Source organism: Terriglobus sp. (genome assembly GCF_965201105.1).
Lineage (GTDB): Bacteria > Acidobacteriota > Terriglobia > Terriglobales > Acidobacteriaceae > Terriglobus.
In genome coordinates, this window is record NZ_OZ241741.1 from 2,532,963 (window position 1) to 2,547,039 (window position 14,077).

Genomic DNA, 14,077 nt, shown 5'->3' on the forward strand with positions numbered 1-14,077 from the left:
ACGCATGCTGAACGAACCCGTCGACGTACTGATCATCGGCTCCGGTCATGCCGGCGGCATGGCTGCCAAGGTCTTGTGCGAAAAAGGCGTGAACTGCCTGATGCTGAACGCCGGCCCCGTGGCCGACGTGGGCCGGCACACGCAGCGCAAGGCGCCGTATGAGCTGCCGTTTCGCGGCTTCAAGCCACCGGGCAAGCTGGAGCATGTTTTCCAGGCAAGCGAATACAACACGAACGTTTGGGTCGACGAGCAGGAGGTGCCGTACACCTTTGCTCCGCAAAACCCGTACAACTGGGTGCGCGTTCGGCTGTTTGGCGGACGTTCCCTCTTCTGGTCGCGGCAATCGTTCCGCTTGAGCGACTACGAGTTCAAAGGGAAGTCGCACGATGGCTTCGGCGAGGACTGGCCGATCAATCACGCCGAGCTTTCGCCCTATTACTCGCGCGTCGAGGACATCTTCCAGGTCTACGGTGCGAAGGATGGCCCGCCGCAGATGCCGGATGGCAACTTTGTTCTGGACAACGAACCGTGGTCGGAATCGATGCAGCGGTTCATCGCCGCGGGCAAACCGCTGGGTGTCACCGTGTGCAAGCAGCGAACGGCCCGGGGCCGCGACGGCCTGGCAAGTTCGGTAAATCTGCTGATTCCCGATGCGGAGCGGACGGGCAAGCTCACGTCCGTGTCGAATGCGATCGTCCGTGAAATTACAGTCGACAAAAACACCGGCCAACCCAACGGCGTTCACTTCATCGATCGGCTCTCGCATCGCGAGATGGAGGTGAAGGCCCGCGTCATCGTGCTGGCAGCGGGCACGCTAGAAAGCACACGCCTGCTGCTGAACAGCAAGCTTGCCAACAGCAGCGGCCTGGTCGGGCGCTACCTATGCGACCAGATTTATGGCGCGGGCGTCACCTGCAGCGTGCCGGAGGCGCGGAATGGCCGTGCGACTCCCAGGCTGATGGGCGGCGGCGCCATCGTTCCACGCTTTCGCAACATCACGAGCAAAGACCCACGGTTTCTGCGGGGCTATGCTCTGAACGTGACCAGCCGCGCCGGCGGGCTGGAGCCGCGCAACTTCGCAGCGTATGGCGCAGAACTCCAACGCAAGCTGGACGAATACCACGGCTCAGCGTTTTATATGACCCTGATGGGCGAAGTGCTGGCTCGTTACGAAAACCACGTGCGTATCAATCCCGACGTGACCGACGCCTGGGGCATACCCGTATTGCACGTGGAAACGAAATACACCGACAACGAGTTCGCCATGGCGAAAGATGCGGTGGAGACCGGATCGCAGATGGCGCACGACGCCGGCTTCGAAGTGCTCTCGAGCAATGTGGTGCCGAACCCTCCCGGGTACAGCATCCACGAAGTAGGTACCTGCCGCATGCACGACGACCCGAAGAAGGGCGTCGTAAACCGCTGGAACCAAAGCCACGATCACAAGAATCTGTTCATCGTGGATGGCGCGGCCTTTACAAGCGCAGGATGGCAAAACCCAACGATGACGATTTCCGCGCTGTCGATGCGCGCGTCCGAGCACCTGGCGGGCGAAATGACAAAGCTGAACGTATAAACCGGAGACAACAACTGTGATGATGACTCGCCGCACTCTGCTCCGCTCCACCGCGCTGACCGCCGCGGCATTCACTTTGCAAGGCAAAGCAGCTTGGGCGAATCCTCTCGGCCTGCCCGCGGGCCTGCAGCTCTATAGCGTGCGCGAGCAGATGGCGCAAGACCTGGACGGCGCGCTGGCCGCGGTGCATGCGGCCGGCTATACGGAGGTAGAGTCCGCATCGCTGCCAAAAAAGCCGGCTAAGGAGATTCGGGCTTCGCTGGACAAGGCGGGGCTACGCTGCGTGAGCGCACACTACGGTTTCGCCGACGTAACCACCCGATTCGATGAAACAGCCGCCTATGCCAAGGAACTGGGCTGCACTTACCTGATCTGCCCATCAACGCCGAAGCGGGACGGCAGCGCGCCCGGCAAGAGCTCGCCCATGACGCTGGACGATTGGCGGAACGCTGCGGAACAGTTCAACAAGGTCGGCGAAAAGGCCAACGGCGTGGGCCTTCACTTCGGTTATCACAACCACACGGGTGAGTTCATTCCGCTTGAGCGCACAACGCCTTATGCCGAATTGCTGCGGCTGACTGACCCAGCGAAGGTGACGTTTGAGATGGACGCGGGCTGGGTTAAAGTCGCCGGCGCGGATCCCGTGCAGTTGATGCAGCAGTACCCACACCGCTTCAGCATGCTGCACGTCAAGGACTTCAAGCTGGCAACTAACCCGCAGCCGGACAAGCGTGAGGAGAGCAAAGTCACCGAACTCGGCATGGGCTCGATCGACTTCCATCCCCTGTTCGCGCAGGCAGCGAAAAACCAGCACATCACGCATGCATTCGTTGAGCAGGAAGCGTTCGATATGCCCTGGCAGCAATCGCTGAAGGTGGATGCGGACTACTGGCACAAGCTGCAGGCATAGCGATGCAGATTGGGCTGTTCACCCCGGTGTTCAACCAACTCGGCTTTGAGGACCTTCTGCGCGAGGTCGGGAAATATCCCGCGATCCGTGCGCTGGAAATCGGAACCGGCGGTTGGCCTGGATCAAGTCACATCGACATGGCCGCGCTGCTTGCTTCCCCAGAGCGTGTCCGCGAATACAGGCAGAAGCTGCAGGATGCTGGACTGACGATCAGTGCCTTCTCGTGCCATGGCAACCCGGTGCATCCAGGGCGCGAAATCGCGGGACGGGATGATAAGCTCTTCCGCGATACGGTGCAGCTGGCCGAAGCATTTGAGGTGCCGGTCGTCGTCACCTTTTCAGGCTGCCCCGGTGGCGGCCCAAACGACGCAACGCCGAACTGGATCACCGCCGCGTGGCCACCGGAGTACGCGGAAGCGGCGCGCTGGCAATGGGAAGAACGGCTGATCCCCTACTGGCGCGATGCGGCGGGGTATGCAGAGCAGCACGGCGTTCGTGTCGCGCTGGAGGCACACCCGGGGTTCTGCGTTTACAACACAGAGACGCTGCTACGCCTGCGCGCGGCCACCGGGCCGGCGCTGGGCATCAATCTGGACCCGAGCCATCTGTGGTGGCAGGGCATGGACATGCCGGCCGTGATCGCCGCGCTGGGTGACGCCATCTTTCACGTGCATGCGAAAGACGTTGCGCTATCGCCCGCGAAGATTGCTCGCAATGGCGTGCTGGATACAAAAAGTTACGCAGAGATGTCAGAACGCTCATGGCTGTTCCGCACGGTCGGCTGGGGGCACGGCGAGTTGGAGTGGAAGGCGATCGTGTCTGCGCTGCGACTGACCGGTTACGACTACGTTCTGAGCATCGAGCATGAGGATGCGCTCGCTTCCATTCACGAGGGGCTGTCTTCCGCGACGGCCATGCTCGATCGAGTCGTGCTGAACGAACCGCCGGTTGCGCCCTGGTGGTTGTAGGGCTACACAGGCAGCGGCGGTTCGCCAATTGTTTCGAAATTGCCCTCGGGTTCCGCAGTCACGCTTCGCCGCCTATCTGAGAACAGCAGCAGGAAAAGTACAAGCACGACCGCGGAGAAGATTGCCGGGAACAGCCACACCGCGTGCCAATGGTAGAGCGTCTCTGTTCCCGCGCCTGGAATCGCTTGCCTCTGCACTACGTTGCCTGACAGCCACGACCCGACGAACATGCCGACGCCATAGGTCAGGAACGTGATAAACCCCTGGGCCGCAGCACGCAGATTGACGGCCGCTTTCTGATCGATGTAGATCTGGCCCGTGACGAAAAAGAAGTCGTAGCAGATGCCGTGCAGAAGGATGCCGAGCCAGAGCATCCACATGCCCGGACCGGCGTTGCCGTACGCAAAAAACAGGTAGCGCAGCACCCATGCGAGCATGCCCACCGCAAGCATCCATTTGACGCCCAGGCGGCGAAAGAACACCGGCAGCAACAGCATGCAGCCAAGCTCGCTCATCTGGCCGCCGGTCATCTTGCCCGCCGCATTCACCACGCCGCTTTGGTTCAGGAACAAGTTCGTAAACGCATAGTAGAACTGCAGCGGAATGCAGATCAGGAAGCTGGCCGCTGCAAAAACCGCGACGGAGCGTTCGCGCAACAGCAACACGGCTTCCTTGGGAAATACCGCTCCCAGGGTCAGCGGTCCGGTGTTGCGAGCGGGTGGCGTGTGCGGCAGGGTCAGGCAATACACCGCCATTACAAGCGAGCTTGCCGCTGCCAGTTGCATCGGCACAGCGCTCGCTTCCACGCGCAGCGCGCCTACCAGCAGGCCGGCGACGATCCAACCCAACGTCCCCAGGACGCGGATGCCGCCAAACTGCGTCTCAGGGTGAGTCATTTGCCGGAATGCAAGAGAGTTCGTGAGCGCAAGCGTCGGCATGAAACAGAAGCAATACAGCAGCACCAGCCAGTACAGCGAGTGGAAGCTCGTCTGGCGTGCGGCCACAAACAACAGAACGCCCCCGAGCGCATGCAGCACGGCGAGCATCCGTTCCGTCGCCGCGACGCGGTCGGCGACGAAGCCCACCAGGAACGGCGAAACCATGCCGCCCACCGCGGTCGTTCCCGCGGCAAGGCCCACCTGCGCACCCGTGAAGTGCAGGCCCTGCGCCAGCCACGTGCCCAGCGTCACGTACCACGCGCCCCAGATGAAGTACTCCAGGAAGAGCATGGTGCCCAACCGCGCGCGCATGGAAAGGGTCATCGTGACGTCTCCTGCCTGTTCTAACGTTCGGGTTGCGTTGGCGGGATGACTGCGTCGTTCACATGGCGATCCGCGGGCCCGTTTTCCTGCTGCGCCTCCACGCCCTCGCCCGGAAACGGCCAGGTGCGCTCAATGGGCTGCTGCGCCTCACGTGTCGCTTTCGGCACGTTGTTGACGCGCAGGTTCTCCAGTACGTGCACGCCAAGCTTGCCCGCAACGGCCAGGTCGATGTCGCCGTCGTGATCGAGATCTTCCGCGAGTATCTGCGTGCCCACGCCGGCGGTTCCGTTTACTGAGATCGCGTGGCGCGTCCACGTGGCCGTCTTGCGGTCCAGCTTGTAATAGAACAGCACGACCGGGTCGTACGAACCCGGATCGTTGCCACTGTGCCCGCGATAACGTTTACCAGTGACCAACTCCGGCACGCCGTCGCCATCCAGGTCGACCAGTTTGAGCGCGTGCGATTGCGAGAAGCTTTCGTCGATGACATGGCGTGTCCAGGTGGGCTTGTCTTTTGGGCCGCCCTGCTGCCACCAGTACAGGCCGTAGCCGTGGCCCTGACCAACAATCAGGTCGGCGCGGCCGTCACCATCCACGTCATACCCAAGGATCGGAAAGCCGGCATCGCCCAGTTGCCAGTCCGGGTGCCACTCCCATTTGTCCGCGTTGGCGTCAACGTTGCGAAACCAGCCGAAGGGCGTCAGCAGGTCGGCCTTGCCATCGCCGTCAATATCGGCGATTCCCACGCCGTGGCCGTCTGCCTCCTTCGGCGCCAGCACGTGCACTTTCGGTTGCGGGCCGCTGAAGTCGATCCACGACAGGCCGGAGCGGTTGTAGTGCGCCAACGCCACGTCGGGCTTGCCGTCGCCGTTGATGTCGCCGATGGCACCGCCTTCCGTGTCAAAGCTGTCGCCGATGAAATGTTTCTTCCACATGGCGCCGCTTGCCGCGCCTGCTGGTCCTGGGTTCTCAAACCACCAAGCGCCATTGGTGATCCAGCCTGCCGTCACCACGTCGGGGTGGCCATCGTGATTCACGTCAATGGTCCACTCGCCACAGTCACTCACGAACTCGCCATGCACCGGTACCGTGCGCCACTGGTGCTGCTTCCATGTGCCGCCTTGTGCCCCGGGATTTTCATACCAGTACGCACCGCTCAGAAGGTCGAGAAATCCGTCGCCATTCACATCCAAAGCGCTGATGCCTTCTGCGTGGTCCGTGCCCAGGCGGTGCGACAGAAAGACCGTTTCCGGCGAGCCGGTTGGGCCGTTGCCGGGTTGCGCTTTACGGGTGTCATGTTGCGCTTGTGCGGAAGTGCAAAACAAGGGCACAAGCGTGGCAAGCGTGCAGGCAATGACGAGCGGCGAGCGGTTCCAACCCATGGCAATCCCTTTCACTGCGGCAGCGGCTGCAGCGTTACAGTGCGGCCGGTGGCGGCACTGGTGCGCGCCGCATCCAGAATCTGCATGACGACTAGATTCGTGTCGAGCGAGGACAGATCACCCATCGGCTGCACCTGCCCATGCAGCACTGCCGCCAGGTACCCGAGCGAGTTGCTCTGCTGGGATGACAGTGGCGCCGCCTGGGCAAGGCTCTCCTGCTTCGCCGGGCGGAGGCGTGTGCGGATGTCCGATGGGCCGACCGTCACAGCGGTTCCCTCCGTCCCGTACACCTCCATGTCCTTGCGCGCAAAGCTCCAATCCCACGAGGGCATCAGAACGGCCTGCGCGCCGTTGTAGCGCAGAATCACCGTGCTGTCGTCCTCCACATGCGGGTAGACTTGCGGCTTGTCTGTCTGCGACACCGCAGTCACACTCAGCGGTGCCTTGCCGTGCATCATCACCGTCAACAAATCCGCGCCATAGCAGCCGAAGTCGAACAGCGCGCCCGCGCCGTTCTTCACCGGATCGGTAAGCCAGGGCAGCCACTCCGGGCCGACACCAATCTCCTTCGGTCCCTCATGCCCGTCGTGCACCACGACTTTGCGAACCGTGCCCAGCTTGCCATCGGCGACCAGCCGCAACGCTTCCGCATTGGAGCTGTACCAGGTCGTCTCATAATTCACCAGAACGGGAACGTGGTACCGGCGTGAAGCATCGCGCACCGCGAGAGCGTCGGCCATCGTGGTGGTCAGCGGCTTCTCGACCATGCTTGCAATGCCGAGCTGCGCCGCCGCGACGATCACCCGGCGATGATCCTGGATGGTGGTGTAGACCAGGACGGCGTCCGGCTTGACCGTGCGTAGCGTTTCTTCCAGGTCCGTGTGGAACAGCGCCGGATCCAGCTTGTACTCGGTACGGTACTGCGCGGCAAGCGCGGTGTCCGGTTCCACAATGGCGACCAGCTTCGCGTCATGGTTCTGAGGAAGCGCGTGCAGAAACCCCTTCACATGGCCGTGCACCAGACCGACGATCACAACCCGGATCGGCTGATCCGCGGGCACGTGTTGCGCGGACGCGGGCAAAGGCGTCAAACCGAGTATCAGTAGAAGTAGCGAAACCAAACGCAGCATATGACTCCTTGTGCAGTTCATCGCCATCAGGCAAGTTTCATCGTCTCGGGGTTCCAGTGCACCACGCTGTCGCGCTGCAGGCTTACGTTGCTCAGCAGCGCGGCACCCGCGGCTCGGAAGCCAAACGTCGCATCTTCAACTGGCTGCGTCCGGGTACGCACCGAGTTGAAGAAGTTGCGGAAGTGCTCGACCGTGTCGTCATACCCGCGCGGGTTCTGGTACCGCTCGGTCGTGTCGTCAGAAAGCGTGCCCGGAGGATTGGGCGGGTACTTCGCCTCATACTGCTTCAGGAACGCCTGCTGCTGCTCCTTTGCGAAGGTATTCACGGTGTAGCCAGGAGCCTTGGACATGGGCGCGCGCTGCAGCGTAAGCCCCGTGCTGGCGATCTCCATGGTGCCTTCCGATCCGGTGAACAGGAAGCTTTCCGCTTCTTCCCCGCCGGCGACCTGGTTCACGCGCAGGCTCAGGTTGAAGCCCTCCGGATAGTCGAACAGCGCAAGCATCACGTCGGGCACGTTGCGGCCGTCGTTCCAATAACGGATGCCGCCGGTCGCGTAAGCGCGCGTGGGACCGTTGGCTCCGGTGATGAAGTGTGTGCCGCTGAACAGATGGACAAACAGGTCGCCCGCCACGCCGGAACCATAGTCGGTCCATTTGCGCCATTGAAAGAACCGCTCGGCGTTCCATGGGATCTTGGGCGCCGCGCCCAGGAAGCGCGGCCAGTCGCATGTCTCTGGATTGGCATCGGGCGGCACGCTGTAGTTCCACGCACCCATGGAACTGGAGCGGTCCCAACGCGCGGCGACCAGATTCAGTTTCCCGATCGCGCCGGACGCCAGCAGCTCCTTTGCTTTGCGGTACAAAGCATTACTCACCCGCTGCGAGCCGACCTGCAGGATGCGTTTGTTGCGCTGCGCCGCCGCCACAATCTCCGGGCCATCCGCGTACAGGTGGATCATGGGCTTTTCCAGGTACACGTCTTTGCCGGCATGCGCCGCATCGATCGCGGCCTGCTTATGCCAATGGTCGGGTGTCGCGACGATCACGGCGTCCACGTCGGGCCGCGCCAGAATTTCGCGATAGTCGCGCGTGGTGAACACGTCCTGCCCCCACAACTCCTTCGCATGGCGCAGACGGCCGTCGTAGCAGTCCGCCACGGCGACAATCTTCACGTTCGGCACCTGCAGCGCCGAGGAAGCGTCCTGCTGGCCGCGAATACCGGCGCCAATCAGCGCGAACTGAACCTGATCATTCGGACCGCGCTGTCGCGTCGGTTCGGCCTGCGTCGCCGCGAGCAGTCGATGTGTGGCAGGCAAAGTTGCTGCGGTGGCAATCGGAAACGCGGAAAGAAAGCGGCGGCGCGAGAGAGACATTCTTCTACTCCGAAGGGTGTTCCAGGTCTGTCACAATGGCTAGGCTGGCTGGTCTTCACGAGCCTCAGCGCGCCTGATCTCATCTGCTTCCAAGCACCTGCATCGTACACGGGCGCATGCAGCCTCGGCGAACAGCCGGCTCCTGCGGTTGCATTGGTCCCCACCGCTGATGCAAGCTGAAGCACACCGTCGCAACTTGCACGCGTAAGGATTGCAATGACCCTTCGTCCCGCTCTATGGTTTCGCGCCGTACTCGCCGGCACGGCAATCTTCACGGCCGCCGCATCGGCGCAGCAGGCGCTGCGGCCGCCGTCTACGCCATTGGTCACCCACAATCCCTACTTCAGCATCTGGTCAGACGCGGACACTTTGACCAGCGCCGACACGGTGCACTGGACGGGTCACGCGAACGCGCTGACAAGCCTGCTTCGCATCGACGACAAGCTGTACCGGGTGATGGGCCGCGGACCGGGCGAGCCCCTGCAGCAGACGGCCCGGCAGGTCACGGCACTCCACACGAGATACCAGTTCACCGGCGCGGGCGTTGCAGTCACGCTCACCTTCTTCACACCGGCCTTTACAGACGACCTGGACCTGCTGTCGCGTCCCGTAACCTACCTCACCTGGAACGTCGCCGCGACCGACGGTGCAGCGCACAAAGTGGAAGTGCTGCTGGATGCCTCGCCCGATCTGGCCACAAGCTACCCCGGTCAGCCGGTTACAGCGAACCGCGCGCGCACACAGCAGACCGAACTGGTCTCCGTCGGCTCCCGTGATCAATCCGTGCTGAACCGCTCCGGAGACGACCTGCGGATCGACTGGGGTTACTTCCGCATCGTTGTGCCGCGTGACGAGGCTGCCACGCTGGCCACTGGCAGGCGGCTTCTGCGCAGCTTCGCAACCGGCGCTCTGCCGCAAGAGGATGATTTGTCCGTTCCGACCGGCCTGGAGCACGACAGCGACCACATCGCGGTTGCTCTGGACCTTGGCTCGGTTTCACAAACGGCCGTCAGCCGCCATGTGCTGTTGACCTACAACGAGGACTTCGCCGTCCAGGTGTTCCGGCAAAACCTGCGGCCGTACTGGCAGCGCAACGGCATGACCGTCGGCGAAATGCTGGACCACGCCGCGGCAGACTACGCCACGCTGGAACAGCGCGGTGTGGCGTTCGACGCGACCTTTCAGCGGAATATGACGGACGCCGGTGGCGAACAATACGCCTGGTTGTGCACCCTGGCCTACCGCCAGGCGATCGCCGCGCATTCGCTGGTCGCCGGCCCGGACGGCGAGCCGCTCACCTTTGAGAAGGAAAACTTCTCCAACGGCGACATGGCGACGGTGGACCTGATTTATCCCGCCGCGCCCATCTGGCTGCTGTTCAACCCAAAGCTGCTCCATGCGGAAGTTCTGCCCGTCCTGCGCTATGCCGCCATGACGAACCGGTGGCACTTCCCCTTCGCCCCGCACGACCTTGGCCGCTTTCCGCTGGCAAACGGGCAGGAGTACGGCGGTGGCGAAAAGACCGAAGAGAATCAGATGCCGGTGGAAGAAAGCGGCAACATGCTGATCGTGGTTGACGCCCTGGCGCGGGCGGAACACGACACAACGCTTGCCGCGCAGTTCTGGCCGCAGCTTTCACAATGGGCCGAGTACCTGCGCACGCACGGTCTGGACCCTGAGAACCAGCTGACCACCGACGACTTCGCCGGCCACGTCGCCCACAACAGCAATCTGTCGATCAAGGGGATCGAGGGTGTTGCCGCCTATGCAAATCTGGCGAAACTGCTGCACCACGACGCCGAAGCAAAACGCTACGGCACCGAGGCCCACCGCATGGCGGGCGAATGGATGAAACTTGCGCGCGAGGGCGACCACTACAAGCTCGCCTTCAACAGCGAGGGCACCTGGAGCCAGAAATACAACCTGGTCTGGGACAAGCTGCTGCACTACGACCTGTTCCCTGCTTCCGTTGCGAAGGATGAGCTTGCTTTCTACAAAGGCAAGATCAATCGCTACGGTCTGCCGCTGGACAGCCGCCGCGACTACACCAAACTGGATTGGGAGCTATGGACCGCCACACTGGCGGACGACGATGCCACCTTTCACAGCATCATGGATCCCATTTACACCTGGATCAATGAAGGTCCCACCCGCGTTCCGCTAACCGACTGGTATGACACCAAGACCGGCAAGCAGTCGGGCTTCCAAGCCCGCAGTGTTGTCGGTGGAGTGTTTATCAAGGCGCTCAGCAAAACGAAGCTGCCCTAAACGCCGATCGCAGTCTCGCCAAAAAGCGAAGCGTCAAACCCTGCAAAGCGCTCCAGTACCAGATGGTCCTGGAGCGCTTTCTCTTTCCCGATGGTTTCAGGTCACCGCAGCGCATTTGCAGCTCCGCCTTAACCACCCGTCCGGCCTTGCAGAGATGCATTCGTGGCGCAGGCGAACTCGAAAGATTGCCGCCGCATCACAGTAAAGGAATCAAAGCGATGTAAACCAGTGCGGTCGCCCCGTCCGCTGCTTCCATCGCGGATCCACTCTCCCAAGGACTCTCCAGATGTCGAATCGCCGGGATCGTTCGGCTGTGCTTGCCCGCGTGCTGGGCACCATTGCCGCCGCAGGCTTGCTGATCGGGGCGGTCGCGGCAATTGTGTTTTCGCTCCTCGGTTCGTCCACCCGGGACTCCGTCGCAAAGGACAACCGGGTCCAGCTAGTCGGCAGCGAACTGCTTTCGGACATGAAGGACCTGGAAACGGGGGAGCGTGGCTATGTCATCACCTCAGACCCGGATTATCTGGATCCCTACCACGCCGCCGAAAACAATCTGGACCGTGACCTGGCGCGGCTGGAAATCGCGAATGCCCAGCGGGCGCAACTCACACGAGAGATGACGGCCAAGCGCGCATTCGCGCGCCAGGTCATCGACACCCTGAATCAGGACGGACATGACGCCGCACGCGACCTTGTCCTGACCGGTCGCGACAAGCTGCTGATGGACCAGGTGCGGAGCAGTGTGGCGAGCATTCAGGCCAGCGCCCGTGACGATATCGCAAGCAAAGAGCATCGCCTCACCCGCTGGACCCCGGTGCTGGAGATCGTCGGCGCGATCGGCTTCGGCACGGCCTTCCTGGCAGTCGTGGTTTTGGCTGGTCTGCGGCGTCGGGCCGAGCGGTCGAGCACTGCCCTGCTGAGCCGCATCATGGAGAACGCGCCGGTGGGCCTGGGCCTGATCGATAACCACTCCCGGGTCGTTCAGATGAACCCGGCTCTGGCGCGCATGAGCGGGCACGCTGAACCGGCTCCGCTCGGGTATGATGTCTGGCGCGTCTTCGGCACCTTGGAACCCCAGTTGGGTCCTGCCCTTCGCGAAACGCTGCAGGACGGCGTGACACGCCCGAACCTGCAGGTGCAGACCAGCACAGACTCGCAGGCAGCACCGCATGTCTTTCAGGTTGGCTTTTTTCCGCTACCGGCGGAGAACCGCAAGCACGTCCGTTCCGGCGCCGGCATTGTGGTTGCGGACATCACAGAAGCCAAGCTCGCCGAAGCGCGCGTTGCGGAAAGTGAAAACCGCTTCCGCACCTTGGCTGAAAATAGTGCCGCAATCATCTGGACGACCACGCCAGATGGTGGTCTCCGCGACGGACAACGCTCATGGGCCCGCTTCACCGGCCAGACGGCTGAAGAGTATCGCGGCACCGGCTGGGTCAATGCAGTTCATCCGGACGATCGTGTACAGGCGCTGCAGGCATGGCGGTCCGCCGTCGGCTCCAAAACAACGTTCAACATCGAATATCGCCTTCGCCGCGGCGACGGCGCATGGCGCAGCATGAGCGTCTGTGGCGTGCCTGTGCTGGATGAGCATGGCGTCATTCGTGAATGGGTGGGTACGAACACCGACATCACGGAACGCAAGCAGGCGCAGGAAGACCTGGAAGCGGCCAAGGAATCGGCCGAGGCCGCGAACCGTGCTAAGAGTCAGTTCCTGGCCAACATGAGCCACGAACTTCGCACACCCCTATCTGCGGTGATCGGCTATAGCGAGTTGCTGGAAGAGGAGATGGAGGACGCCGGCGACCATGCCAACCTGGAGGACGTCCGCAAAATCCAGTCCAACGCGCGGCACCTGCTTTCACTCATCAACGACGTGCTGGATCTGTCCAAAATCGAAGCAGACCGCATGACTGTTTACCCGGAGGATTTTGCGGCGCTTGATTTGGTAAGCGGCGTCCGCGACACGATGAGCGGGCTCGTGGAACAGAAGGGCAACCAGCTCGTACTTGACGCCGCACCGGACCTGGGCACCATGCACACGGACCTGGTCAAGCTGCGGCAGTGCCTCTACAACCTGATCGGCAACGCAGCCAAGTTCACAGAGCATGGCACCATCACGCTCAAGGCGGAGCGCGACGGGGAGGACTACCTGTTCAGCGTGACCGACAGCGGTATTGGCATGACGGAGGAGCAGACCAGCCGCCTGTTCGAACGGTTCCAGCAGGCAGATGAATCCACCACGCGCAAGTTCGGCGGCACCGGCCTGGGTCTGGCCATTACACGCGCCTTCTGCCGGCTTATGGGCGGCGAGATCATTGTCTCCAGCGTGTACGGCTCAGGCTCGACCTTCACCATGCGCATTCCAGCTGTGCTTCCACAGCACACTCTGCACGCCGAGACCGACACCGCCGCAACTCCCGATGACGACAAACAGGTCGTTTTGGTCGTCGACGATGACCCGGCGCAAAGGGAGTTGCTACGACGCTTCCTGGAGCGCGAAGGCTTCAGCGTGCGGACTGCTCCGGACGGTAGGACAGGCGTGGAGCTGGCCCGCTCGCTGCAGCCACGCGCCGTGCTGCTGGACGTGATGATGCCGCAAATGGACGGCTGGTCCGTGCTTTCCGCGATCAAGAGCGATCCGGAAACCGAGCGCATCCCGGTCGTCATGGTCTCCTTTGTGAATGAACCGGGGCTGAGCGCGTACCTGGGCGCGGCGGAAACAGTCCAAAAGCCGGTCGAGTGGAATCGCTTGAAAGCTGTGATGGAACGCTTCCGCGGCGAAGCCGGTGGCGTTCTGGTGGTCGATGATGATGCCGATACGCGCAGTCGCCTGCGCACCGTCTTCGAGCGAGACGGTTGGACAGTAAATGTGGCGGAGAATGGTTTAACGGCGCTGGATATGATCACCCATGCGCCGCCACAAGTCGTGCTGCTGGACCTGACCATGCCGGTGATGGACGGCTTCGCCTTTCTGCACGAGTTACGATCGCGGCCGGGTTGCGCGGACATACCCGTGGTCGTCTACACGGCGCGACTGCTTGACGCGGAGGAGCGCAAGCAGTTGGAAGGCGCCGATCGCGTGCTGGTGAAGGGCGAAACGGACATGCGCCAGTTGACCGGAACCTTGCGTGCGCTGGCTCCCATCGGCGATCACGTCCACGCGCCATTTCACGAAGCTCCGCCAAGTTAAAAGAAAAGAGAAAAG

9 protein-coding genes are annotated in these 14,077 nt (G+C 62.4%); 5 read left to right on the forward strand and 4 right to left on the reverse strand.

Annotated elements, in window-relative coordinates:
* Positions 1 to 4: 4 nt before the first annotated feature.
* The 3 genes from ACOFKT_RS11005 to ACOFKT_RS11015 are packed head-to-tail and all read left to right on the forward strand — an operon-like array spanning position 5 to position 3,454.
* A complete protein-coding gene (locus ACOFKT_RS11005; protein ID WP_419804042.1) occupies positions 5 to 1,576 on the forward strand; it encodes a GMC oxidoreductase in 1,572 nt (523 codons plus the stop codon).
* A 19-nt stretch (positions 1,577 to 1,595) separates the two neighbouring features.
* Positions 1,596 to 2,486, forward strand: coding sequence for a sugar phosphate isomerase/epimerase family protein (locus ACOFKT_RS11010; RefSeq protein WP_419804043.1), 891 nt, complete (start codon positions 1,596 to 1,598; stop codon positions 2,484 to 2,486).
* A 2-nt stretch (positions 2,487 to 2,488) separates the two neighbouring features.
* Positions 2,489 to 3,454 (forward strand): sugar phosphate isomerase/epimerase family protein, encoded by a 966-nt coding sequence (locus ACOFKT_RS11015; protein ID WP_419804044.1) that lies wholly within the window; start codon positions 2,489 to 2,491, stop codon positions 3,452 to 3,454.
* A 2-nt stretch (positions 3,455 to 3,456) separates the two neighbouring features.
* Here ACOFKT_RS11015 and ACOFKT_RS11020 read toward each other — a convergent pair whose 3' ends face one another.
* The 4 genes from ACOFKT_RS11020 to ACOFKT_RS11035 are packed head-to-tail and all read right to left on the reverse strand — an operon-like array spanning position 3,457 to position 8,601.
* Positions 3,457 to 4,716 carry a nucleoside permease gene (locus ACOFKT_RS11020; protein WP_419804045.1) on the reverse strand — a complete coding sequence of 420 codons (1,260 nt, stop codon included), beginning with the start codon at positions 4,714 to 4,716 and terminating at the stop codon, positions 3,457 to 3,459.
* Between the two features lie 20 nt (positions 4,717 to 4,736).
* Positions 4,737 to 6,098 (reverse strand): FG-GAP repeat domain-containing protein, encoded by a 1,362-nt coding sequence (locus ACOFKT_RS11025; protein ID WP_419804046.1) that lies wholly within the window; start codon positions 6,096 to 6,098, stop codon positions 4,737 to 4,739.
* 11 nt (positions 6,099 to 6,109) lie between these two features.
* Positions 6,110 to 7,228 (reverse strand): Gfo/Idh/MocA family protein, encoded by a 1,119-nt coding sequence (locus ACOFKT_RS11030; RefSeq protein WP_419804047.1) that lies wholly within the window; start codon positions 7,226 to 7,228, stop codon positions 6,110 to 6,112.
* 26 nt (positions 7,229 to 7,254) lie between these two features.
* Entirely contained in the window at positions 7,255 to 8,601 is a 1,347-nt protein-coding gene (locus ACOFKT_RS11035) for a Gfo/Idh/MocA family protein (RefSeq protein WP_419804048.1), read from the reverse strand.
* Positions 8,602 to 8,817: 216 nt separating this feature from the next.
* Here ACOFKT_RS11035 and ACOFKT_RS11040 point away from each other — a divergent pair, with 216 nt between their 5' ends.
* Entirely contained in the window at positions 8,818 to 10,869 is a 2,052-nt protein-coding gene (locus ACOFKT_RS11040; RefSeq protein WP_419804049.1) for a glutaminase domain-containing protein, read from the forward strand.
* Positions 10,870 to 11,155: 286 nt separating this feature from the next.
* On the forward strand, positions 11,156 to 14,062 hold the full coding sequence (locus ACOFKT_RS11045) for a response regulator (protein ID WP_419804050.1): 2,907 nt from the start codon (positions 11,156 to 11,158) through the stop codon (positions 14,060 to 14,062).
* Positions 14,063 to 14,077: the final 15 nt, after the last annotated feature.